18 protein-coding genes and 1 pseudogene are annotated in these 24903 nt (G+C 60.5%); 9 read left to right on the plus strand and 10 right to left on the minus strand.

Annotated features, from left to right (window positions below):
• Positions 1-10 precede the first annotated feature (10 nt).
• Positions 11-2968: an autotransporter outer membrane beta-barrel domain-containing protein gene (locus tag ACA043_RS29280; protein ID WP_497658354.1), complete on the plus strand. Its 2958-nt coding sequence runs from the start codon at positions 11-13 to the stop codon at positions 2966-2968.
• 524 nt (positions 2969-3492) lie between these two features.
• Positions 3493-4668 (plus strand): annotated as a pseudogene (locus ACA043_RS29285) (autotransporter outer membrane beta-barrel domain-containing protein); the annotation flags it as partial.
• Between the two features lie 197 nt (positions 4669-4865).
• Here the strand turns inward: ACA043_RS29285 and oadA are convergent.
• Complete coding sequence (gene oadA / locus ACA043_RS29290) at positions 4866-6674, minus strand: sodium-extruding oxaloacetate decarboxylase subunit alpha (protein ID WP_187677178.1); 1809 nt, start codon at positions 6672-6674, stop codon at positions 4866-4868.
• Between the two features lie 11 nt (positions 6675-6685).
• The gene (locus ACA043_RS29295; protein WP_187677179.1) at positions 6686-8101 is read right to left on the minus strand and encodes an acetyl-CoA carboxylase biotin carboxylase subunit; all 1416 of its coding nucleotides are present in this window, start codon (positions 8099-8101) and stop codon (positions 6686-6688) included.
• A 190-nt stretch (positions 8102-8291) separates the two neighbouring features.
• On the opposite strand from ACA043_RS29295, the gene ACA043_RS29300 reads away from it, so the two are divergent.
• Complete coding sequence (locus ACA043_RS29300) at positions 8292-9254, plus strand: LysR family transcriptional regulator (RefSeq protein ID WP_187677180.1); 963 nt, start codon at positions 8292-8294, stop codon at positions 9252-9254.
• On the opposite strand, the gene ACA043_RS29305 is transcribed toward ACA043_RS29300, so the two are convergent.
• From ACA043_RS29305 to ACA043_RS29315, 3 genes are all read right to left on the minus strand, one after another.
• On the minus strand, positions 9196-9399 hold the full coding sequence (locus ACA043_RS29305) for a PA3496 family putative envelope integrity protein (RefSeq protein ID WP_187677181.1): 204 nt from the start codon (positions 9397-9399) through the stop codon (positions 9196-9198). The genes ACA043_RS29300 and ACA043_RS29305 overlap by 59 nt on opposite strands.
• A 175-nt stretch (positions 9400-9574) precedes the next feature.
• Positions 9575-10441 carry a transcriptional regulator HexR gene (gene hexR / locus ACA043_RS29310; protein WP_007962240.1) on the minus strand — a complete coding sequence of 289 codons (867 nt, stop codon included), beginning with the start codon at positions 10439-10441 and terminating at the stop codon, positions 9575-9577.
• 127 nt (positions 10442-10568) lie between these two features.
• Positions 10569-13442, minus strand: a complete 2874-nt coding sequence (locus ACA043_RS29315) for a putative bifunctional diguanylate cyclase/phosphodiesterase (RefSeq protein WP_497658355.1) — start codon at positions 13440-13442, stop codon at positions 10569-10571.
• Positions 13443-13698: 256 nt separating this feature from the next.
• On the opposite strand from ACA043_RS29315, the gene uvrD reads away from it, so the two are divergent.
• The 3 genes from uvrD (at position 13699) to ACA043_RS29330 (ending at position 17530) form a co-directional block, all read left to right on the plus strand.
• The gene (gene uvrD / locus ACA043_RS29320; protein ID WP_187677183.1) at positions 13699-15882 is read left to right on the plus strand and encodes a DNA helicase II; all 2184 of its coding nucleotides are present in this window, start codon (positions 13699-13701) and stop codon (positions 15880-15882) included.
• A 226-nt stretch (positions 15883-16108) separates the two neighbouring features.
• Positions 16109-16984, plus strand: coding sequence for a Tim44 domain-containing protein (locus tag ACA043_RS29325; RefSeq protein ID WP_187677184.1), 876 nt, complete (start codon positions 16109-16111; stop codon positions 16982-16984).
• Between the two features lie 138 nt (positions 16985-17122).
• Positions 17123-17530, plus strand: a complete 408-nt coding sequence (locus ACA043_RS29330) for an SMI1/KNR4 family protein (RefSeq protein WP_003187120.1) — start codon at positions 17123-17125, stop codon at positions 17528-17530.
• Positions 17531-17551: 21 nt separating this feature from the next.
• Here ACA043_RS29330 and ACA043_RS29335 read toward each other — a convergent pair whose 3' ends face one another.
• Positions 17552-19315, minus strand: a complete 1764-nt coding sequence (locus ACA043_RS29335) for a cation:proton antiporter (RefSeq protein ID WP_497658356.1) — start codon at positions 19313-19315, stop codon at positions 17552-17554.
• A 280-nt stretch (positions 19316-19595) separates the two neighbouring features.
• Here ACA043_RS29335 and ACA043_RS29340 point away from each other — a divergent pair, with 280 nt between their 5' ends.
• On the plus strand, positions 19596-20078 hold the full coding sequence (locus ACA043_RS29340) for an acyl-CoA thioesterase (protein WP_083349923.1): 483 nt from the start codon (positions 19596-19598) through the stop codon (positions 20076-20078).
• A gap of 101 nt (positions 20079-20179) precedes the next feature.
• Here the strand turns inward: ACA043_RS29340 and pdxY are convergent, their stop codons facing one another.
• A complete protein-coding gene (pdxY, locus tag ACA043_RS29345; RefSeq protein WP_401266685.1) occupies positions 20180-21052 on the minus strand; it encodes a pyridoxal kinase PdxY in 873 nt (290 codons plus the stop codon).
• 116 nt (positions 21053-21168) lie between these two features.
• On the opposite strand from pdxY, the gene ACA043_RS29350 reads away from it, so the two are divergent.
• Positions 21169-21582, plus strand: coding sequence for a DUF3301 domain-containing protein (locus ACA043_RS29350; RefSeq protein WP_497658357.1), 414 nt, complete (start codon positions 21169-21171; stop codon positions 21580-21582).
• Position 21583: 1 nt separating this feature from the next.
• Here the strand turns inward: ACA043_RS29350 and ACA043_RS29355 are convergent, their stop codons facing one another.
• Positions 21584-22555, minus strand: coding sequence for a CobW family GTP-binding protein (locus ACA043_RS29355; RefSeq protein WP_497658358.1), 972 nt, complete (start codon positions 22553-22555; stop codon positions 21584-21586).
• Positions 22556-22595: 40 nt separating this feature from the next.
• Between ACA043_RS29355 and ACA043_RS29360 the strand changes: the two genes are divergently transcribed.
• Complete coding sequence (locus ACA043_RS29360; RefSeq protein WP_489880187.1) at positions 22596-22952, plus strand: NADH:ubiquinone oxidoreductase; 357 nt, start codon at positions 22596-22598, stop codon at positions 22950-22952.
• 25 nt (positions 22953-22977) lie between these two features.
• Here the strand turns inward: ACA043_RS29360 and ACA043_RS29365 are convergent, their stop codons facing one another.
• On the minus strand, positions 22978-23628 hold the full coding sequence (locus ACA043_RS29365; protein ID WP_497658359.1) for a DUF1826 domain-containing protein: 651 nt from the start codon (positions 23626-23628) through the stop codon (positions 22978-22980).
• Positions 23628-24833, minus strand: coding sequence for a zinc metallochaperone GTPase ZigA (gene zigA, locus ACA043_RS29370; RefSeq protein WP_497658360.1), 1206 nt, complete (start codon positions 24831-24833; stop codon positions 23628-23630). Before zigA ends, ACA043_RS29365 begins: the two co-directional genes overlap by 1 nt.
• Between the last annotated feature and the right edge of the window lie 70 nt (positions 24834-24903).

Consider the following 24903-nt stretch of genomic DNA (forward strand, 5'->3'; position numbering starts at 1 on the left):
CCGTCCGTCCATGCCCTTCCCGCCTCAGCGCCTGTCCCTCGCCATCGCCCTGTTGATCGCCACCACGGCCGCTCACGGTAAAACCGTGCAGATCGACACTGCCACCACTGCCTCGCAAACCCTGGGCGGCAGCGACACGCTGACAATTTCGGCGCCGGGCAGCATCACCAACAGTGGCAAGGCCGTCAGCCTGAAGGACAGCACCAGCGGCGCCGGGGTGGTGATCGATAACGCCGGCAAAATCGTTTCAACCGGTGGCCGGGCCATCGACAGCAGCGGCGACCTGACCCAGGCGCGCAACTACGCCCTCTACAACCGCAGCGGCGGGCAGATTCTCGGCGCCAACGATGCCTTGCGCATCGACAGCAACTTCGTCAGCGGCAGTCTGTTGATTGATAACAGCGGCATCATCCGTTCGACCACTGGCCAAGGGCTGGATCTGGATGCACTGCGTAGCGACGGCGTAAAAACCACGATCATCAACCGCACGGGCGGACTGATTCGCGGCGACGCCAGCGACGGCATGAAGACCGGCGCCAATGCGACGATTACCAACTACGGCGAGATTTCCACGGGTGACTCGCACAACGCCGATCAGAAATTCGACGGCATCGATATCGACACCGCAACCGGTGTCAGCGTGACCAACTACGGCGTCATTTCCGGCGGCCGCCACGGCATCACCACCGACCTCGGCGCAACACTGATCAACTACGGGCAGATCACCGGGCGCAATGGCTCCGGCTTCGGTTCCGATGGCGACGGCACGGTGATCAACCACGGCACCATCACCGGCGCCTATTCCGGGCTGCAACCCAACGGTGACGGCGACGGCGTGGACATCGACAAGATCGCCCACATCGAAAACTACGGCACCATCCAAGGCGTCGGCGCGGGCGGTGTCGACAAGGGTGGTTTTGCCAATGGCAGTGAGGGCATCGCCCTCGGCGGCGGCTACATTCTCAACGCCAGCGGCGCGATGATCAGCGGCGCCACCAGTGCCATTCTGGTGGATGACGGCAGCGGTGGCTCGGGGCTGGCGGCGACCACGCTGGAGAACTTCGGCACCATCCAGGGCCTCGACGGTTTCGGCGTGAAGCTTGTCGGAGAGTTCGCCGACAACGTCATCAACGGCGGCACGATCAGCGGCAGCAATGGCCTGGCGCTGGATCTGGGCGGCGGCAACGACAGCCTGACCTTGCGCAACGGCAGCCGCTTCGTCGGTGCCGTCGACGGTGGCAGCGGCTATGACCGGGTGGTGATGGACGACGCGGCGGGCGGCAGCTTCGGCGAGAGTCGCAACTTTGAATGGCTGGAGGTCAAGCAAGGCGCGTGGACGCTGACCGGTACTGGCGATTTCAGTGATGGCGGTGCGGTGCGTGACAACGCGACGCTGATCAACCAAGGCAGTATCGCAGGCAACCTGACCGTGGATGCCGGCGGTGTATATGCCGGCGGTGGTTCGGTGGGCAGCCTCAACGTCAACGGCACGCTGCGAACCGACACCAGCCTCGGCCGCGCGACCATTGTTCATGACCTGAACATGGGCAGCGCCGCCACCCTCGCCTACGGCGTCAACGCCGACGGCAGCAGCGCGTCAGTGCAGGTCGGCGGCACCGCGAATCTCAACGGCGCGAACCTGGCGGTAAACCCCGGCAGCGGCACTTATCCATGGCAGAGCCATTACACCGTGCTGCAAGCAGCGCAGGTCAACGGCACCTTCGGCAAAGTCAGCAGCGACTACGCGTTTCTCACGCCGACGCTGGCCTATACGCCGACTCAAGTCGATCTGACGTACACCCGCAACGACGTAGCCTTCAATGATTTCGCCGCCACCGGCAACGGTAGCAACGCCGCCAACAGCCTGGCCTCGATGGGCAAGAACAACGCGCTGTACAACGCGTTGCTTAACACCACCCAAAGCACGGCCGGCGCGGCGATCGAGCAACTGGCCGGCGCCAGCAACGCCAACCTCACCAACGCGACCCTCGGCGCCAGCAGTCAGGTCGGCAGCAGCATGCTCTCGGCGATGCAGCAGATCGGCGGCAGCCCGGGACTGATGGTCGGCCTCGATCAGCGCGATACACCCGTGTTGGCGGCCAACGGCGTGCCATCCGCAGCGCGCAACCTGAACGATCCGAACGCGCGCGGCCGCCTCTGGCTGCAAGGCATCGGTGGCTACGGCAAGCTCGACGGCGAACACGGCAACAGCGGTCTGGAACAGCGCACCAAGGGCAGCGTACTCGGTGCCGACTGGTCTCTGAATCCGCAATGGCGTCTAGGCGTGCTCGGTGGTTATTCGAAAACCGATCTGGACGCTACCGGCGTCGATGGCAACGTCGAGAGCTGGCATGCCGGCGTATACGCATTGCATCAGAACGGCCCGATCTCTCTGCGCCTAGGCGCGGCGTACAGCGGCCATCAAGGCGAAAGCAAACGCACCATCGCCTTCAACGGTTTCAGCGATCGCCCGAAAGGCGACTACGACGCCGACAGCCAGCAAGCCTTCGCCGAACTCGGCTACGCCATGGGCAGCGGCCGTCTCAGCGCCGAACCGTTCGCCAGCCTCGGCTACCAGCGCTACCACCGCGACAGCTACCGGGAAAAGGGCGGCGCCGCGGCGCTGCAAGTCGACAGCCAGACCCAAGACAACTTCAGCAGCACCTTCGGTCTGCGCCTGGCGCACCTGAGCAGCCTGGACAACGGCATGAGCCTGACCCCGCGCATGGCCGTCGGCTGGAAGCACATCTATGGCGACGTCAGCAGCTCGACGCGTCAGGCCTTCGTGGTCGGCGGCACGGCGTTCAGTGTCGATGGCAGTGCGCTGGATCGCGACAGTCTGGTGCTGGAGGCGGGCCTGGACGTTGGGATTTCTGCTCGGCATACGCTGGGTGTGGGTTACAGCGGTGAAATAGGTAGCAACAGTCGTAACCACGGCTTGATTGGGCAGTGGCAGATGAGTTTTTGATTATTGAATAGCCGGCGGAGGGCTTGATTGCGCGTAGGAAAAAGAGCCGGTGCCGCGGGTTAAAAACACCGGTTCCGGATCTGGTGGAAGATTTCGACACCACGATGCGATGTCGCCTGCAATGCTGCGGGAAGCAGCCGACATCGGAATTTTCGGTGCCTCCATAGAGTTGGGTCTCCAGTTCAACGAGGCTCAACTCAATGACCATTCACTACACGTTCCGCCCCCACCACCTGGCATTAGCGATTGCGCTGGCAATGGGATGGACGGGGGCTTCCTTCGCACAGGAGCCGGACATCCAGGCCATCGAAAATGCTACTGAAGGAAAACTCAAAAAACCAAGGAAACGAACGCCCAAAGCGCCAGTTGATTCAGGCAGTCTCTCCACCCTTGATAAAGGGATTGATCAGAGCCCTGGGCGGCAATCCACTCAACCGCCGGGTCATGTGCCGCCCACGGAGTTGCTGAGTGATACCTTTCCCGACACCAGAGGTGGGATGGCGCCCGACAGGGACGCGACGGTCGAGCCTTTGGCATCCAGCCCGAATGCTCGGGCGCTCGAACTCAGCATTGAAGAAACCCCCTCTCCACTTGAAAAACCCCAACAACCTGAGGCATCCGAGCAACCGGCGAACGCTATCAGCCCTGCCGCACCGTCGAATAGCGCTGTCTCGGCCCTGCTCAACACCGATGAACAGAAGGCTGGTATGGCCCTCGAACAACTCGCCGCCGGCAGCAACGCCAACCTCGCCAAAGCCACACTGAGCAGCATCACGCCTGTAAGCGCGAGCATGCTTTCCGCCATGCGCCAATTGGATAGCCGCTCGGGCGCTGCGTCTGGCTCTGGCAGTTCACCTCGACAGGCTGCCGGGAGCGCAGAATCCGGGCGCGTCTGGGTTCAGGCGCTGGGTCATGGCGGCAAGGTTGATCGTGAAGCTGACAGCACCCTCAAACACGCCACCCAGGGTCTGGTCATGGGCGCTGACTGGCGGCTCGATGAGCAATGGCATGTCGGTCTGCTGGTTGGCAAATCCCAGACCAGACTCGACGCTCGCCAGTACGATGGCGACCTCGACAGCTGGCACCTCGGCGCCTACGCCGTGCGTCAGGACGGGCCGCTGGCGCTGCGCCTCGGTGCCACCTATGCCAGCCATGACGGCAGCAGCAAACGTCGGGTGGCGTTCAATGGATTCAGCGATCGCCTCAAAGGCAATTACGACGCCAACACCCAGCAAGCCTTTGCCGAACTGGGCTTCAACCTCGGTCGTAACAACGTCACGCTTGAGCCATTCGCCAGCCTTGGCTATCAACGTTATCAACGTGACAGCTACAGCGAAAAAGGCGGCGATGCAGCGCTGAAAGTTTCTGGGCAAACCCGCGATAACCTCAGCAGTACCTTTGGCCTGCGCACGGCAAAACTCAATCGCCTGGATAACGGCATGAGCCTGACCCCTCGATTCAGTGCCGGCTGGAAACACACCTTCGGCGAACTCGACAGCGATACTCGCCAGCAACTGGTCAAGGGTGGCAAGCGCTTCGAAGTGGCCGGTGCCGCGCTGGATCGCAACAGCCTGGGCATCGACGCCGGTCTCGATTTCGGACTGTCGGCCAACCACACATTGGGCGTGGGTGTCACCGGTGAGTACGGTACCGAGAGCCGCAATCATGGTGTGATGGGCCAGTGGCGAATGGCGTTCTGATGGTCTGAACACTGTCCCTGTGGGAGCGAGCCTGCTCGCGAAGAGGGAGTGTCAGTCGACATGTTCTGTGACTGATGCACCGCATTCGCGAGCAGACTCGCTCCCACAGGAGATTTGTGTGAATCAGTAATTTCAGGCGAAAAAAAGGGGAGCACATGCCTCCCCGAGGTTTAAAGCGTTGGATCGCGGCCGTTATCTCAGCCTTCGATCTCGATCAGGATTTCGCCCGGATTCACCCGGTCGCCCTTGGCGACATGAATGGCGGTGACCTTACCGGCGATGGCCGCCTGCACTTCGGTTTCCATCTTCATGGCTTCAGTGATCAGCACAGCCTGGCCAGCCTTGACGGTGTCGCCTTCCTTGACCAGCACATCGACGATGTTGCCCGGCATGGTGGTGCTGACGTGGCCCGGTGCAGAGGCCTGCTTGCGCTTGCTGCTGCCACCGCTGACGAATTCGTTGAGCGGTTCGAACACCACTTCTTCCGGCATGCCGTCGATGGACAGGTAGAAGTGACGCTTCCCTTCAGCCTTCACGCCAACACCGGTGATATCAACGCGGTAGGTTTCGCCGTGGACGTCGATGACGAACTCGGTTGGCACACCCGCACCGCCCGCCGACGCGACACTGCCTGGCTCTGGAATCGGCAGCAGCACTTCCGGCGTGAGGGTGCCGGCGGCACGCTCTTCAAGGAACTTGCGGCCGATGTCCGGGAACATGGCGAAGGTCAGCACGTCTTCTTCGGACTTGGCCAGTGCGCCGATGTCGGCACGCAACTTGGTCATTTCCGGCTTGAGCAGATCGGCCGGGCGCACGTCGATGACTTCTTCGCTGCCGATGGCCTGACGACGCAGCTTCTCGTCGACCACGCCCGGTGCCTTGCCGTAACCACCCTGCAGATAGAGCTTCACTTCGTTGGTGATGGTCTTGTAGCGCTCGCCGGCCAGGACGTTGAAGAACGCCTGGGTGCCGACGATCTGCGAGGTCGGGGTCACCAGCGGCGGGAAACCGAGGTCTTCACGCACACGCGGGATTTCCGCCAGCACTTCGGCCATGCGATTCAGCGCGCCCTGCTCTTTCAACTGGTTGGCGAGGTTGGAGATCATCCCGCCCGGCACCTGGTTGACTTGCACACGGGTATCGACGGCGGTGAATTCGCTTTCAAACTGGTGGTACTTCTTACGCACGGCGTAGAAGTACAGGCCAATTTCTTGCAGCAGCTCCAGGTTCAGACCGGTGTCGTACTCGGTGCCTTTAAGGGCGGCGACCATCGATTCGGTGCCTGGGTGGCTAGTGCCCGAGGCGAAGCTGGAGATCGCGGTGTCGATGTGGTCGGCGCCGTTTTCGATGGCCTTGAGCTGACACATGGTCGCCAGACCGGCGGTGTCGTGGGAGTGGATGAACACCGGCAGCGACTGCTCGGCTTTCAGCGCCCGGACCAGTTCGCCAGTGGCGTACGGGGTCAGCAGGCCGGCCATGTCCTTGATCGCCACCGAGTCGCAACCCATGGCTTCCATTTGTTTGGCTTGCGCCACGAAGGCGTCGATGGTGTGCACCGGGCTGGTGGTGTAGGCGATGGTGCCTTGGGCGTGTTTGCCCGCCGCTTTCACCGCTTCGATAGCCACGCGCAGGTTACGCACGTCGTTCATGGCGTCGAAGATGCGGAACACGTCGATGCCATTAACAGCGGCTTTAGCGACGAAGGCTCTGACCACATCGTCGCTGTAGTGGCGGTAGCCCAGCAGGTTCTGGCCACGCAGGAGCATTTGCAGACGCGTGTTAGGCAACGCGGCGCGCAGTTGGCGCAGACGTTCCCACGGGTCTTCTTTCAGGAAACGTACGCAGGCGTCGAACGTCGCGCCGCCCCAGCATTCCAGCGACCAGTAGCCGACTTTGTCGAGCTTGTCGCAAATCGGCAGCATGTCTTCGGTGCGCATACGGGTGGCGAGCAGCGATTGGTGGGCGTCGCGCAGGATGGTGTCGGTTACAAAAATCTTTTTAGTCATTGTTCTATTCCTCACAGGCCTGCGTGGGCGGCGATGGCGGCGGCGATGGCCAAGGCCAGCTCTTCGGGTTTGCGCTTGATCGAGTAGTTGGTCAGTTCAGGGTGGCTTTCAACGAAGCTGGTATTGAACTGGCCGCTACGGAATTCCGGGTTGCGCAGGATTTCCTGGTAGTAGGCGGCGGTGGTTTTCACACCTTGCAGACGCATGTCGTCGAGGGCGCGCAGGCCACGATCCATGGCCTCTTCCCAAGTCAGCGCCCAGACCACCAGTTTCAGGCACATCGAGTCGTAGAACGGCGGGATGGTGTAACCCGTGTAGATCGCCGTGTCAGTCCGCACGCCCGGGCCACCGGGGGCGTAGTAACGGGTGATCTTGCCGAAGCTCGGCAGGAAGTTGTTTTTCGGGTCTTCGGCGTTGATGCGGAACTGCAACGCGAAACCACGGTGCTGGATGTCTTCCTGCTTCACCGACAGCGGCAGGCCGGAGGCGATGCGAATCTGTTCGCGGACGATGTCGATCCCGGTGATTTCTTCAGTGATGGTGTGTTCCACCTGCACCCGGGTGTTCATCTCCATGAAGTACACCTCGCCCTCGGCGAGCAGGAACTCCACGGTGCCGGCGTTCTCGTAACCGACAGCCTTGGCCGCACGCACCGACAGGTCGCCGATGTAGGCGCGCTGTTCCGGGGTCAGTTGCGGGCTCGGCGCGATTTCGATCAGCTTCTGGTTGCGACGCTGGATCGAGCAGTCACGCTCAAACAGGTGCACGACGTTGCCAAAGCTGTCGCCGAGGATCTGCGCTTCGATGTGCTTGGGATTGACGATGCATTTTTCGAGGAACACTTCCGCGGAGCCAAAGGCCTTGGTGGCCTCAGAGATAACGCGAGGGAAATTCTGTTCGAGCTCTTCGCGGCTGTTGCAGCGACGGATACCGCGACCACCACCACCGGAAGTGGCCTTGAGCATCACCGGGTAACCGATGCGGTCACCCTCGATCAGCGCTTCTTCGATGCCTGCGACGTTGCCTTCAGTGCCCGGCGTGACCGGCACGCCGGCCTTGATCATGCTGCGGCGCGCTTCGGTCTTGTCGCCCATGCGGCGAATGACTTCTGCCGACGGGCCAATGAATTTGATTCCGCGTTCGGCGCAGATATCGGCCAGTTCGGCGTTTTCCGAGAGGAAACCGTAACCGGGGTGCAGTGCATCACAGCCGGTTTCCACGGCCAGGTTCACCAGCTTGCGCGGGTTGAGGTAACCGGCCAGTGGCTCGGCACCGATGCTGTGGGCCTCGTCCGCACGCTTCACATGCAACGCATGCCGGTCGGCGTCGGAAAAAATCGCAACCGAGCGAATGCCCATTTCGGCGCAGGCTCGCACGATTCGTACGGCAATCTCACCACGGTTGGCGATCAGGATCTTTGTTATCACTTGGAGGTTCCCTTGAGCCGGTGGCACCACGACCTGCTAGACCCAGGTCGACGCGTGACCAAATGTTTCAATTTAGTCGCGACCCCACACTAGCGCCCACAAGGGATTAACAAAAATGAATAAAAATTGGGTTAGCCATAAGTAAAGACTTATAGTCAGCGCATCATCTAGCGTTCAGAGCTTGTAGAAAATGCGTAAGTCCTTGATGCGTATGACATTGCGTCAGTTGCAGATCTTCAACGAGGTTTGCGATTTACGTTCCTATAGCCGCGCAGCCGATGAAATGTCTCTCACACAACCGGCCGTCAGCCTACAGATTCGTCAGTTGGAAGAGCTGATCGGGCAGCCATTGTTCGATTACGTCGGCAAAAAACTCTACATGACCGAAGCTGCCGAAGCCCTTCAACGTGCCAGCCGCGACATTTTCGGGCGCTTGGAAAACCTCGATATGCAGCTGTCGGACATGCAGGGTTCGTTGCAGGGTCAGCTAAAATTGGCGGTGGAATCGAGCGCCAAGTATTTCGTGCCGCACCTGTTCGCCGCGTTCAAGCGCCAACATCCGGAAGTGAATCTGCAACTGACGGTGGTCAACCGTGGCCAGGTGATCCGACGCCTGTCGGACAACCGTGACGATCTGGTGATCATGTCGATGGTGCCGCAGGACATGGGCCTGGAATTTCTGCCGTTCTTGAACAACCCCATTGTGGCCACGGCGCGCCCGGATCATCCGTTGGCGCATATGGGGCCGCTGCGCTTGCAGGATCTTGAACCGTATACGTTGCTGATCCGCGAACCCGGTTCAGGCACGCGACTGGCCTGCGAGGAATACTTCAAAGAGAAACGCGTGCACTTCACCCAGACCCAGGAAGTGGCCTCGGCCGAAGCTCAGCGCGAATGCGTGGTGGCGGGTCTGGGCCTGGCGCTGTTGACGCGCCACGCCCTGAACCTGGAGCTGGCGACCGGCGGCCTGGTCGAGTTACCGGTCGAAGAGTTGCCGCTGTTCCGTAGCTGGTGCCTGGTGCAAGCCAAAGCGAAACGACTGTCACCGGTGGCGCACGCCTTCCTGGCGTTTATCCGCAGCGAGCGCGTGCAGATCAGTGCGCTGGTTGAGCGCTTCGACGGGAAGCTGCCGGTGCTGCCTGCCAGTGATTGATCTCGGGAAAATCGCCGATTTCGGCCTGAAGCTGACGGAGTTCGAAGCGATCTTCGATCGCGCGGCGAAACTCCATGCGGCGCTGGTCTTCCTGCTGACGACGGGTTTTCGCGGCGCTGTTGCGTTCTTCGTAAGGCTGAGCCATTTCGAGTCTCCCAAGGCGTTTACGGGAGTTTCACGATAGGCGTGGGAAATGACGATTTGGCGGCGAGGGGATGACAGTCCGATGAAAATTTCCATCGAAAAGCAAAAGATCGCAGCCTTCGGCAGCTCCTACACCGATCTCTGTAGGAGCTGCCGAAGGCTGCGATCTTTTGATCTTAGTCGTCGAGGGCTTTTACGGCTTTGGGCGACAACCGCAAGCTGCGCAAACTGCGCTTCACGCTCTTGAGATGGTTGACCAGACTCGGCCCGCGCGCCATCGCCACGCCCATCGCCAGCACGTCAATCACCACCAGATGCGCAATGCGCGACGTCAGCGGCGTATAGATTTCCGTGTCTTCGTGTACATCGATGGCGAGGTTGACCGTCGACAGTTCCGCCAACGGCGTCTGGCTCGGGCACAGGGTGATCAGCGATGCACCGCTCTCACGCACCAGATTGGCGGTGATCAGCAGATCTTTCGAACGCCCGGACTGGGAAATGCAGATCGCCACGTCGGTCGGTTTCAGCGTCACTGCCGACATCGCCTGCATGTGCGGATCGGAATACGCCGCTGCGGTCAGCAGCAAACGGAAGAACTTGTGCTGGGCATCCGCCGCCACCGCGCCCGACGCGCCGAAGCCGTAGAACTCGACACGCTGCGCCTGGGACATCAGCGTCACCGCGCGCTGCAACTCCACCGGATCGAGCTTCTCGCGAACCTCCATCAGGGTGTGCAACGTAGTGTCGAAAATTTTCAGGCTGTAATCGGCGACCGAGTCGTCTTCATGGATCGCGAACTGGCCAAAACTGGCACCGGCGGCCAGGCTCTGCGCGAGTTTCAGTTTCAGATCCTGAAAACCGGAACAACCGATGGCGCGACAGAAGCGCACGATGGTCGGCTCACTGATGCCGACGCTGTGCGCCAGGTCAGCCATGGAACTGTGCATCACTGCCGCAGGGTCAAGCAGCACGTGGTCGGCGACCTTGAGCTCCGACTTGCGTAACAGGTGACGTGACTGGGCGATGTGTTGCAGCAGATTCAAGGGGCTGGACTCTTGTTATGGTCGGGGATGTAGCAAGCTTGTAGTTATACTACATGAATTGGCTTTTTGCCTGCTCAATGCGTAACTCCATGTCCCCATATCAGGCGCGATGGGGTGCATGTAGCCCTTAAAGCGGATTTCCCTGTTCGCGCAAAAGCCCGGCCAGACCGGCGGCCTCCACCGGTCGACTGATCAGATAGCCCTGCACTTCATCGCATCGCTCTGCGCGCAAAAATTCCAGCTGCTCTTGCCGTTCGACGCCTTCGGCCACCACTTTCAGCGACAGTCCATGGGCCATGGCAATGATCGCGCGGGTGATCGCCGCATCTTCACTGCCCTCGCCCAAACCGCGAATGAACGCCTGATCGATCTTCACGTAATCCACCGGAATCCGCTTGAGATAACTCAGTGACGAATAGCCGGTGCCAAAATCGTCGATGGCAAGCTTCACGCCCAGATCGCGCAGTTGCTGGAAGGTCGCGATGATGTGCTCAACGCTGTCGAGCAACTGACTTTCAGTCAGTTCCAGCTCAAGGTAGTGCGGCGCCAGGCCGGTTTCCTCCAGCACCTGGCGCACCAGACTGACCAGTTTGCCTTGGCGCAACTGATGCACCGACAGGTTCACCGAAACACGGATCGGCGCCAGCCCCTGACGCTGCCATTCGCATGCCTGCCAGCAGGCCTGACGCAGTACGAATTCGCCGATCGGGCCGATCAGACCGGTTTCCTCGGCCAGCCCGATGAAATCTCCCGGCGGCACTCGGCCCATCGTTGGATGATCCCAGCGCACCAACGCCTCCGCCGCATTCAGGCGCCCGGTTTCCAGGCACAGCTTCGGCTGATAAAACACCTTCAACTGCTTGTCATCGATGGCTTTGCGCAACTGGTTTTCCAGCTGCAAACGCTCAAGCGTGCTGGCCTGCAAGCTCTCGGTGTAGAACTGGAAGTTGTTGCCGCCCAAGTGTTTGGCATGTTGCATGGCCATGTTCGATTGACTGACCAGCGCGGAAATCTCCCGGGCGTTGTCCGGCAACATGCTGATGCCCATCGAGGCGCTGACCACTAACTCATGCCCTTCGACCGTCAGCGGCAGACGCAGCTTGGTCGACAGTCGTGTGGCGACGCGCGCCAGACTCGACAGGTTGCCGTAAGCATCGAACAACACCGCAAATTCATCACCGGACAGCCGGGCGATGGTGTCGGCTTCCGGTAAGGCGTTGACCAGCCGTCGGGCCATTTTCTGCAACAACTGGTCTGCGACTTCATGGCCGAGGCTGTCGTTAAGCAGTTTGAAGCGGTCGAGATTGATGTGCAGCAATGCCAGACTGCGCCGCCCGCCCTGCCGCACCCGTTGATGCGCCTCGTGCAGGCGTTCGCGGAACAGTGAGCGGTTCGCCAGCCCGGTCAGTTCGTCGTAATGGGTCAGATAGCGCATGCGCTCTTCGGATTCGCGTCGCGCCGACAGATCGGCGAAGAAGCCGACGATATGGCTAACATTTCCCCGACTATCGCGCACCGCGTTGAGTTGCAGCCACTGCGGATACAGCTCACCGTTCTTGCGGGTTTCCACCAGTTCGCCCTGCCAACTGCCGTGCTGCTCCAGCGCATGGCGGATCGCGACGTAATGGCGGCGGGCATCGCGACTGCACGGCAGTTCGACGACGTTGCGCCCGAGCATGTCGTCGATGTCATAACCCGTCACGCGGCTGAAGGCCTGGTTGATCGCGATCAATGCGTAGTTCGGGTCGAGAATCACGATGCCTTCGCTGGCAGCTTCAAACACCGTTGCCGCCAATCGCTGCTGCTCTTCCAGATGCTTGCTCGCGCTGATGTCGCGCCGCGTGCCGAGCATGCGGATCACCCGCCCGCTGTCGCTGCGCTCCACGGCGCGGCCACGGTCTTCGATCCACACCCAATGGCCATCGCCGTGGCGCACGCGGTATTCGATCTGATAGTCCTCGGTGCGGCCCTTCAAATGCTCTATCAGCGCGTGCTTGAGCGACGGCAGGTCTTCCGGGTGCAGCCGCGGCTTGAGGTCGCGCAGGATCGCCGTGACGTATCCCGGGGCAAGGCCGACCAACTCCTGAATCTGCGTGTGATGGACTTCGTCGGTTTGCAGGTTCCAGTCCCACAGGCCCAACTCACTGGCCTTCAACGCCAGCGCCAGACGCGCCTCGCTTTTGCTCAAGGCCTGATTGGCCGCGTCCAGTTCGCGGCTGCGCAGGGCAACGCGGTCTTCCAGCTCAACCTGGGCTTCGCGCAATTTGCCCTCGGCACAGCGACGGTGTTCGATTTCCTTGGCCAGGTCCTGATTGAGCTGCTCGCTGCGAGCTTGCGTCTGTTGCAGGTGTTCGATCAGGTGCTGATTCTGAAAGCGCCGTAACAAGCCACGATCAATCAGCCGATTGACCTGCCACGCCACCACACTCAGCGAGCCCAACAGGATCAACCCGAGCCAGCCCCAGCCCCGCGCCATGTCATCACCGCCCCAGAACAGAAAGCCAATCGCCGGCAGCAGGCACGGTAAGGTAAAGGACAGAAACGCCGGCAGGCTCACCGCATAGGCGACGCTGGCCGACAGGGTCGCCGCGCCGATCAGGCCGAACACCCAGGCCTGCTGCATAAAGTTGTCGGCGGGCACGAGGGCGATGCCGGCTCCGGCCAGGGTCAACCCGGTCATGGTGGAACCGATCAGAAACATGCGAAACCAGATCGGCTGGGCCTGACGATCAGGGATCGCCGAGTCGAACGCCGCGACCTGAATCACCCGCAGCGCCACCAGCGACAACAGCCACACCAGCCAGACGCTGACCACGAAGTAGCGCTGCGGGCTCCAGAGCAAACCGGCGCAGACCAGACCATTGATCAACATGAAAAGGGTGGGCAACAAGGAGCCCTGATACAGCAGGCGCGTGCGCTCGACTGCCATTTCGACGGCATAGTGCTTGCGGATAACCCGGGGTTCCACAGAGGGGCCCGACAGTTCGGCGCTGAGGGTCATGGGCAACGTTCTTGTTCTTATAAGGGGGCGTGCGCCCGAAACGTGAACGGAGCATACACAAGCCAACCCCTTTGCCAAACTGCCCCGGATCATAATTTCAGCGAAACTTTTCGCCCCCGTGGCACCGACAAAACCCGCAAAGCGAGACGGGCTGACGCTTGTAGCCAGTGACCGACCGGTCGTCATCGGCAGCAGTTTCATCGGCTAATGCAAAGCTCGGTTTGCCCGGGCCTGCGGCGCACCCTAGAATGCCCCGATGCGCGATGATCTCTCCCTTCTGCTGAACTCCCTCAACGATGCCCAACGCCAGGCCGTAGCAGCCCCCGTTGGCCGTCAGTTGGTCCTGGCCGGTGCTGGCTCCGGTAAAACCCGAGTGCTGGTGCACCGTATCGCCTGGTTGATCCAGGTCGAAAACGCCTCGCCCCACTCCATTTTGTCGGTGACCTTCACCAACAAGGCTGCTGCCGAGATGCGTCACCGCATCGAGCAGTTGCTGGGCCTCAACCCGGCCGGCATGTGGGTCGGCACCTTCCACGGCCTGGCGCACCGCTTGTTGCGGGCGCACTGGCAGGAAGCGGGCTTGAGCCAGACTTTCCAGATTCTCGACAGCGATGACCAGCAACGCCTGGTCAAGCGGGTGATCCGCGAGCTGGGCCTGGACGAGCAACGCTGGCCGGCCCGTCAGGCCCAGTGGTTCATCAACGGACAGAAAGACGAAGGTCTGCGTCCGCAACACATTCAGGCCAGCGGCGACTTGTACCTGGCCACCATGCGCGGCATTTATGAAGCTTACGAGGCTGCTTGCCTGCGCGCGGGCGTTATCGACTTCTCCGAACTGCTGCTGCGCGCCCTCGATTTGTGGCGTGATCACCCGGGCCTGCTGGCGCACTATCAGAAACGCTTCCGGCACATTCTGGTAGACGAGTTCCAGGACACCAACGCCGTGCAGTACGCCTGGTTGCGCTTGCTCGGCAAGGGCGGCGACAGCCTGATGGTGGTCGGCGACGACGACCAGTCGATCTACGGCTGGCGCGGCGCGAAAATCGAGAACATTCATCAGTACTCGTCCGACTTCCCGGACGCCGAGACCATCCGTCTGGAGCAGAACTACCGCTCCACCGCAGGCATCCTCAAAGCGGCCAACGCCCTGATCGCCAACAACACCGGCCGTCTCGGCAAGGAGCTGTGGACCGACGGCGGCGACGGCGAGGCGATCAACCTGTACGCCGCGTTCAACGAACACGACGAAGCACGCTACGTTGTCGAAACCATCGAAAGCGCGCTGAAAACCGGCTTGGCTCGCAGCGATATCGCGATTCTGTACCGCTCCAACGCCCAATCCCGCGTTTTGGAAGAAGCCTTGCTGCGCGAGCGCATTCCGTACCGCATCTATGGCGGCCAGCGCTTCTTCGAGCGGGCGGAAATCAAGAACGCCATGGCGTACCTGCGCTTGCTCGAAGGTCGCGGCAACGATGCGGCACTGGAGCGGGTGATCAACGTCCCGGCGCGCGGCATCGGTGAGAAAACCGTCGAAGCCATTCGCGAGCATGCACGCCACAGCGATGTATCGATGTGGGAAGCCATGCGCCAACTCGTCGCCAATAAAGGCCTGACCGGTCGCGCGGCCGGTGCACTCGGCGCGTTTATCGAGCTGATCGAAAACCTCGCTGCCAAGTGCATGGAGATGCCGCTGCATTTGATGACGCAAACCGTCATCGAGCAGTCCGGCCTGATCGCCTACCACGAAGCGGAAAAAGGCGAGAAGGGCCAGGCTCGGGTAGAAAACCTTGAGGAACTGGTCAGCGCCGCACGCAACTTCGAGAACACCGAAGAAGACGAAGAACTGACGCCACTGGCGGCATTCCTCGGCCACGCTTCGCTGGAGGCCGGCGACACTCAGGCCGACGAACACGAAGACAGCATTCAGCTGATGACCCTGCACAGCGCCAAAGGCCTGGAATTCCCTTACGTGTTCCTGGTGGGCATGGAAGAAGGCCTGTTCCCGCACAAGATGAGCCTGGAAGAGCCGGGGCGTCTTGAAGAAGAACGGCGCCTGGCCTACGTCGGCATCACCCGGGCGATGCAGAATCTGGTGATGACCTATGCAGAAACCCGACGCCTGTACGGCAGCGAGACCTACAACAAGGTCTCGCGTTTCGTACGTGAAGTGCCGAAAGGCCTGATTCAGGAAGTGCGCCTGTCGAACAGCGTCAGCCGACCATTCGGCGGCAACCAGTCGATGAGCGGCAGCAACCTGTTCAGTGGCAGCGAGATTCCGGAAACCGGCTTCAGCCTGGGTCAGGCGGTGCGTCACTCGATCTTTGGCGAGGGCGTGATCCTCAACTTCGAAGGCGCCGGAGCCCAGGCTCGGGTGCAGGTGAACTTCAGCGAAGGCAGCAAGTGGCTGATGCTGGGTTACGCGAAGCTGGAAGCGATCTGACGTTCACGCGTAGCACAAATGTGGGAGCGAGCCTACTCGCTCCCACAGGGATCGATTTCTTTCTGAACCTATCGACTTTTCCTACAGCCAAAAGTACATGGCCTTATTGCCGCGACCGAGCTGAACGTAACCTGTCAGGCAAAAGCCCGAAACACTCTCTCGCTAGCCAGCAACAGTTCAGCTGTGCAACATGGCGCGCGTGTCTCCACAAACGGGAATTCCCTTTATGAAACGTTTTCTTAGCATCGCCATGGCGTTGTGCATCGGCCTGACGATGAGCCTCGACGCCAACGCCAAGCGCTTTGGTGGTGGCAAAAGCGCCGGCGCTGCGCCGACGCACCAGACCAGCCAGATGGCTCCTTCTTCCCCAGGCGTGGGCGGCGCTGCAGCGACCGCTGGTGCTGCCGGTGCCGCTGGCGCTGCTGCCAAGGCTGGCGGCGCTTCGAAATGGCTCGGCCCTCTGGCCGGCATCGCCGCCGGTGGTCTGCTCGCTTCCATGTTCATGGGCGGCGGCTTCCAGGGTATGCAGATATTCGACATCCTGATCATGGCCGTGATCGCGTTCGTGATCTTCCGCTTCATCGCCGCTCGTCGTCGCAAGCAGCAGGAGCAACTGGCTCCGGCCGGCGCGCCAATGCAGCGTGAAGTGTTCGAACAAAAGCCTGCCGGCATGGGTTCGATCTTCGGTGGTTCGGCTGCACCTGCCGCCGCCCGTCCGGTAATCAACGCTCCGGCCTGGTTCAACGAACAGAACTTCCTTGAAGCAGCCCGTAGCCACTTCCAGTCGCTGCAGCAGCACTGGGACGCCAACGAAATGGACAAGATCGCCGAGTTCGTGACCCCGCAAATGCTTGAGTTCCTCAAGCGTGAGCGTGCGGATCTGGGCGATGCTTTCCAGTCGACCTACATCGACAATCTCCAGGTGCAACTGGATGGCGTGGATGACCGTGCGGACAAGACCATCGCCACCCTGACCTTCAGCGGCGTGTCGAAGACTTCGCGTTTCGACCAGGGCGAAGTGTTCAGCGAAAGCTGGAACATGGAACGTCCGCAAGGCGACAACCAGCCTTGGCTGGTGGCTGGTATCCGCCAGAACGGCTGATACCCTCTGCCTTAAGCATGCGGTAACGAAAACCCCGGACTTGTCCGGGGTTTTTCTATTTCGCGGTTGCATCTATAGCGAGCTACTGTATAAACCGGCCCATATAAACCGCGCCATTCAAGCAAGAGGATCCCGGACGTGGAAGAAATCATCGAACAACTGCGCGAAGCCAACGAACCCGTACCGGTTCCATTGGAGTTGCCTGACGAAGACTTGCTGGTCGAAATCGAAGAACAGCTGTTCATCGACATTCCGTTTGTCTTCAGAGAGTTTTTGCTGACGGTCAGCGATGTGGTTTACGGCAGCCTGGAACCGGTAACTGTCACCGACCCGCAATCGCACACCTACTTGCCGGATGTCGCCGCCAACGCTTGGGATGCCGGCGTGGATCGCAGCCTGATCCCAATTTGCCAGGACGGCGACGACTACTACTGCGTCGAAGAAGACGGCACCGTGGTGCTGTGGCAGGCCGAAGAAGAACTGATTGCCGAAGAAACCTGGGAGTCGGTGTGGCACTGGGCGCGGGACGTCTGGCTGGAAAGCTGATCGGCCAAACGCCCCGGTTGGTCAGTGGCCCGACGACTCCTTGTGGTTGTCGAGGGTTTCCAGCAAGGCCACCTGCATCCGCGTATGCACGCGGATGAACCATCGCCAGAGCAGCGCCGCCACGGCGGCCGCGACCACGGCGATCAGCACCAGCAACTTGTTGGTCGGCAAGATACTGGCCGACAAGGCTGCCAGCAGCAGGAAAATCACCAGCAGCGAGAGAATCGGGATCACTTCTGAGATCACCCGACGCACTCGCTGCGTGTGCCGCCCGGCCATCTCCGGCTTCACGCCCATTTCCGCCAGCAGCATCGACAGCGCCTTGAGCTTGCGATAGGCGGCGATGAGGAACGGCAGCGACACCAGCAATGCCCCGCCCCAGATCAACGCCTTCTGCCAGCTCGAATCACTGATCCAGTCTTGCAGCGACAGCGAGATGCGCTCGGCGAAATACGCGCCGGCAAAGAAGATCGCAATCACCAGCGCCAGATTGACCCCGACCTGCAACAGAATCCGCCGGATCATCGACGCCAGCATGGCGCCCTCGCCTTGCGGCTGGATGCTGCGCAGCCATTCGCCGTACATTCCGAATACCCGTGCGAGAGGCTTGGGCATGGCGGCAGACAGCTTGATCGACAGCGGATCCGCCGCGCGAATCAGGTACGGCGTCAGCAGTGTGGTGATCACCGACACTGCCACGGCCACCGGATAGAGGAAGTTGCTGGTGACCTGCAAGGTCATGCCCAGCGCGGCGATGATGAAGGAAAATTCGCCAATCTGTGAAAGCCCCATCCCTACCCGCAGTGAGGTCCGTCCGTCATTGCCGGCGATAAAGGCACCAAGGCCGCAGGACAGAATCTTGCCGAGCACCACGGCGACGGTGATCACCGCGATCGGCCACGCGTAGTGCAGGAGAATCATCGGGTCGAGCATCAGGCCAATGGCGACGAAGAAGATTGCACTGAACAGGTCTCGAACCGGCTCGATCAGCCGCTCGATCTTCAGCAGTTGCCGCGACTCGGCCATGATCGCGCCAATCAGGAACGCCCCCAGCACCATGCTGTATTCGAGCTTGACCACCAACAGGCAGAAACCGAAACACAGGCCCAATACGGTGATCAGCAGCATCTCGTTGCTTTCGAATTTCGCCACGTAAGCCAACAGACGCGGCACCAGCAGAATGCCAATCACCAGCGCGACAATCATGAACAGCGACAGCTTGCCGACCGTGGAAAATACTTCGCCGGAGCTAACAGTGCCGCTGACCGCGATACTCGACAGCAAGGCGATGATGCCGATGCCGAGGATGTCCTCGACGATCAATACACCGAAGATCAACTGCGCGAAGCGCTCGTTCTTCATCTTCAGATCGTTGAGCGCCTTGACGATGATGGTGGTCGAGGAAATCGCCAGGATCGCGCCGAGGAACAGCGAATCCATGGTGTTCCAGTCGAACCAGCGGCCGATTTCGTAGCCGATCCAGATCATCAGCACGATTTCGAGGAACGCCGCGATAAATGCCGTGGCACCGACCTTGAACAGCTTGCGCAAGCTGAACTCCAGGCCAAGGCAGAACATCAGGAAGATCACCCCCAGCTCGGCGAGGGTCTTGATGGTTTCTTCGTCGTGGATGAGGCCGAACGGCGGGGTGTGCGGGCCGATGATAAACCCGGCGACGATGTAGCCAAGCACCACTGGTTGCTTGAAGCGATGAAACAGGACGGTCACCACACCCGCGACCAACATGATCACTGCCAGGTCCTGAATAAAACTGATGGCATGCATGGCGTGGGCTCCTTGAATGACGAGGCTCGCAGTCAGACATCAGAAAAGTCTGAGCGAGCTGGGTAAAAATCCGCTTTTCGTGTGGGAATTGCCCTTGAGGCGGGCTTTTGCAGGGTAACACCGCGACTTCCGGCAGGAAGGCGGTGCAATATAAGGAAACAGATCGATCCCGGCGTGACGGCGGCCCGTCGCCCGGCGTCCCGATAACGGTACTTTTGAAAAGCGACCAGGCACCCGCAGAGGTGCTTCCAGCAAACCCGCCTTGATCCGTGAGAACGTTATGGAACCCGGAAACGCCCAGCTGTCGATGACGGTACTGATGACCCCCGACATGGCCAACTTCTCTGGCAATGTCCACGGCGGCACCCTGCTCAAATACCTCGACGAAGTGGCCTACGCCTGCGCGAGCCGTTATGCCGGCCGCTACGTGGTGACGCTGTCGGTGGATCAGGTGATTTTCCGCGAGCCGATTCACGTCGGCGAACTGGTAACCTTTCTGGCGTCGGTCAACTACACCGGCAACACCTCGATGGAAGTCGGTATCAAAGTGGTGACCGAGAACATCCGCGAGCGCTCGGTGCGCCATACCAACAGCTGCTTTTTCACCATGGTCGCGGTCGACGATCAGCGTAAACCGGCTCCAGTGCCGCCGCTGCAGCCGCAGAACAGCGAAGACAAACGCCGCTACATACAGGCCCAGCAGCGCCGGCAGATTCGTCAGGAGCTGGAAAAGCGTTATCAGGAAATAAAAGGCGACGCCTAAGATCAAAAGCAAAAGATCGCAGCCTGCGGCAGCTCCTACAGAGGATTGACGTCCACCCTGTAGGAGATGCCGCAGGCTGCGATCTTTTCGCTTTTAAACGATTAAAGACTGATCGGCGTAGCCTCGAACTTCACCCGCGGATGCGCAATACGATCTTGCGCCCGCACCAGTTGCAGCTCATAACTGGCGCAAGCCTGGGTCTCCAGCAGCACCTCATGCACCGCTGCCGCCGTGAACTCGAACGCGGCTACCAGACTGTCGCCCAGCAGCACCCGCGCCAGAAACAGGCCGGACGTCAGATCGCCCACACCCACCGGTTGACGCGGAAACGCCAGCAACGGACGGCGCAGATGCCAACTGCCCTCGGCAGTCACCAACAGCATCTCGAAAGCCTCCGCCGGTTTGCCCGGGTAGTCCAGATGCTTGACCAGCACCGCTTTCGGTCCGCGCGCCAGCAGCGCCCGCGCCATCGCCAGGCAATCGAACAGCGATTGCGGCTTGCGCCCGGAAAAGCTGTCCAGCTCCAGTTGGTTCGGGCACATGAAGTCGGCCACAGCCGCTGCTTCTTCCAGCAAGAAATCACTGACCTCGGCCGGCACGCTGCAACCCTTCTCCGGGTGGCCCATCACCGGGTCGCACAGATAGAGAGCCTTCGGGTTGACCGACTTGATGCGTGCAACGCCGCTGAGAATCGCCCGACCCTGCGCTGCGTTACCCAGATAACCGGATAGCACCGCGTCACAGTTGCCCAGCTCACCAATGGCCGCAATGCCTTCGACCAGCTCGGGAATCTGTTGCGGCGCCAGCACTTCGCCGGTCCATTGGCCGTACTGGGTGTGGTTGGAAAACTGCACGGTGTTGAGCGGCCAGACATTCACCCCGACCCGCTGCATCGGAAATACAGCGGCGCTGTTACCGGCGTGGCCGAACACCACATGGGACTGAATGGCGAGCAGATGAGGCGTACGTTTCATTCGGGTTTTCCGTAAAACGATTGAAATTCAAGCCGCGCAGTATGCGACGAAACGCAGCCTGTACGACAGACCGGCGACGCAGTTAAGCTGACGCTATCTTTTGGAGTCCCTTGTTGATGCTGACCCTCGAAAACATCTTCGTGTTGATGCTGTTCGCCGCTGCCGGCGCTTGGCTTTGGCACAACCACGGCTTGCGCGAGCGGGCGCTGGAGCGGGTCAAACAGCATTGCACCAACGTCGGCGTCGAGCTGCTGGACGGTAACGTCGCGTTGAAGAAAATTGGTTTGATCAAGGATGCCAATGGTCGGCGACGCCTGGAGCGGGTCTATAACTTCGAATTCACCGTGACCGGCGAAACCCGACACAACGGCACCATCACCCAATTCGGCGCCCATAGCGCGCAGATCGAACTGGCGCCCTACCCGGCCCCATTCGACGACACGCCGCCAGTGGTTGAGGTGCATAAGCCTCGGGCTGAAGTGATCGAGCTCAATCAGTGGCGGCAGGAACATACCAAGTGGAAGCCGTGAGTCAGCCTGCCTGAATCCGGCACTGCGCCAGTCCTGCCTGTAATTGGTCGATATTTTGCGGATCGGCGAAGATCAGCTCGATCCGCGAGTCCTTACGCCATTCGCTGGCTGTCCAGTTCAGCGTTGAGCTATCCAGCGCATTCGCCGAAACCCAGCCCTCCGCGCTGTGGATAACCAGTTTGGCCCTTGCCCACACAAGGCTTTCAAGCCAAACGGCCATTCGATGCATGTCTAACTGCTGGCTCGGATGCCAGCGCCATCCGATACTCCAACCGCCCTCCTGCGCCTGACTCAGGCAAATGGGTTGCGTCGGATCGCTCCAGACCGTCGGCATCTGCGCCAATCCTTTGGGCACGACCCAGTTATCCACACCCGCCACCGCTTGAATGGCCAGACCTGGCAGTTCGCTCAAGGACAGTTGCGCCTGTTGCGTCCAGATCAGCCTGACGGGTGGCAACTGACTGGATATTTTCTGTAGAGCGACCTCATCCAGGTTTTCAGCCTTGTTAAGCAACAACAAGCCGGCGCTGGCCATCGCTTGCTGTTGCGCAGCCGGCAGCGCTTTCCCCGCGTTGAGCGACTGGGCATCTAACACCAGCACACACGGCTGTATGGCGAGTACGCCCTGCCATGGCGCTTCACTCAGTAGCTTGAGTAATTGCGCCGGATGGCCCAACCCGGATGGCTCGATAAACAGCCGATCCGGCCTGGCCTTGCGCAGCAACCGCCCGAGGCCGATCTGAAACGGCGCGCCATTGACGCAACACAAGCAGCCCCCGGCCACTTCGCCCAGTGCGATACCATCGCCGTCGCGGGTCAGCAGTGCGGCGTCGAGGCCGATCTGGCCGAACTCATTAATCAGCACCGCCCAGCGCTCGCCTTCCGGTCGTTGCGCCATGAGATGGCGGATCAGGCTGGTCTTGCCGGCGCCTAACGGGCCTGCAATGACATGAGTAGGAATGTTCTGCAACATGGTGGGTATTTTCTGAGGAATGCTTCTGAGGTGGTTGAAGATGCGTTGTATGGGATGGTCGTTGCTGTTGATGGTGATGTCGAGCGAAGTGTTGGCCCAGGCCTGCGTGGTGCACAGTCAGGGCGAGCGGCTCGACGTCAAAGTCTGCCAGCAAAACCGCAACATCCCGGAAAAACTGTTCAACGACGGCTTTTGCCAGCCCACACTGGCCGGGCAGAAAGTCGACGTGCAGTACGTCAATCAATGCCCGACCGGAGCTTTCGGCGTGTGCAGCAACGCGCAAGTCGCCAATATGCCCTATCGCCAAGACATCCACTATTACGGCGTTGCCACCGATGCCGCGTATCTGAAACCTTACTGCGAAGGCCAGAGCCAGGGTGCTTGGCTCAAGCCTTGAGCCGCTAGCCGCTAGCCGTTAGCCGTTAGCCGAGCCAGTCGAGGGTCAGGATCAGTCGACGCTCATCGTGAGCGAGTTGCGGCGAGCGATGGATCAGGCCGAAGCCTTCATTGCCGTGCCATTTTTCGCCTTTCAATAACGCCACATCAGCGCTTTTGAGCTGCTGGATCTGCCCTGCTTCCTGAGGCTCGGCATTGGCCTGGCCCAGTTGCTGACGATCCATTGCGCCTTCCCTGAGCCACTGGCTGCCGACTCCCGCGTAGGTGGTGATCAGGCGCACCGGTACATGATCGACGTGAAAGCGTGGGCACATGGCTTTATCCAACACCCGCAGGCGCAGGCCGATCCGCCGGGCGCCGAGCAGGCACGCGAAGGCGCTCACGAGCCATTTCACATCAGCGATAAAGCCGTCATAGCCTTGCAGATCGCGAAACCCCAAGGCCAGCCCGGTAAGATCCGGCTCTGCCTCCTCGTCGGATAACTGCAGGCACAGCGACTCGGCCAGAGGCTCGTTGAGTGACAGCAGCAAGTGAGCGAAATCGGCGATGTGCAGCGGCAGTTGTCGCTGCCAGACGGCGAGGTTGGTGTCGTCCTCAAGGATTCGTGTCAGCACCTCGGGCGTCGGGCCTTGATGCTGATGGCGTGTGCGGTTTTGCTGGAGTTTCAATGCGAGCATCAGGCGGCCTCTTCGTGCCAAGGGCCGAACGGATCCGGCAGCAATCGCCAGCCTTCAACACCGATCGCCATTTCATCGTCGGTCAGCAGACAACCATCCAGTTCGGCAGAGAGCTGTAGGAAATTGATGTTTTGGCCGATGAAGACCAGTTCCTGACGACAATCTCCGACACTCGACGTCCAGTTTTCCATGATCACCTGGGTACTTTCCTGATCCTGCGGCCACTGGTTTTTCGGCACGAAACGCCACCAGCGTCCGGCAAAACCGTGGCGCATCAAACCGCCGGCCTGCGACCAACTGCCTGCATCCGTGGGCTTGCTCGCCAGCCAGAAAAAACCTTTGGAGCGCAGCAATTTCCCGTTCAGCCATGGGCGGTCGATGAAGCTGAAGAAACGCTGCGGGTGAAAGGGCCGGCGCGCGCGGTAGGCGGTGGAAGCTATGCCGTACTCCTCGGTTTCCGCGACGTGCTCGCCGCGCAATTCCTGCAACCAACCGGGCGCTTGCGCGGCTTTCTCGAAGTCGAAACGGCCGGTGTTGAGGATCTTTTCCAGCGGCACTTCGCCCATCACCATCGGGATGATTTCGGCGTGTGCGTTGAGACGTTTGAGGATGGCGATCAGCTCTTCACGCTCATGTTGGCTGATCAGATCGATCTTGCTGATGAGCAGTACATCGGCAAACTCGATCTGCTCGATCAGCAAATCGGTGATGGAGCGTTCGTCCTCTTCGCCTAGGGTTTCACCGCGAGAGGCGAGGCTTTCGGCAGCCTGGTAGTCGAGCAGGAAATTCACGCCGTCGACGACAGTGACCATGGTGTCCAGGCGCGCGATGTCGGCGAGGCTTTGTCCCTGTTCATCGCGAAAGGTGAAGGTCTCTGCCACCGGCAGTGGCTCGGAGATACCGGTGGACTCGATCAGCAAGTAATCGAAGCGACCATCGCGAGCGAGCTTGCTGACTTCTTCGAGCAAGTCTTCGCGTAACGTACAGCAGATACAACCGTTACTCATTTCCACGAGTTTCTCTTGGGCGCGGTTCAGGCTGACATCGCGCTGAACTTCGCTGCCATCAATGTTGATCTCGCTCATATCGTTGACGATGACCGCTACGCGCAATCCCTTGCGATTACGTAGTACGTAATTCAAAAGTGTACTTTTTCCAGCGCCGAGAAATCCGGAAAGAACGGTGACGGGCAGTTCGGCTGACATTGGGTAATCCTCTTCAGGTAGCAGCCGATCTGCACTTTTGCGTAGCGCGTGACGTTCTGGGCTTCATACG

This window comes from Pseudomonas sp. LBUM1648, assembly GCF_059716145.1.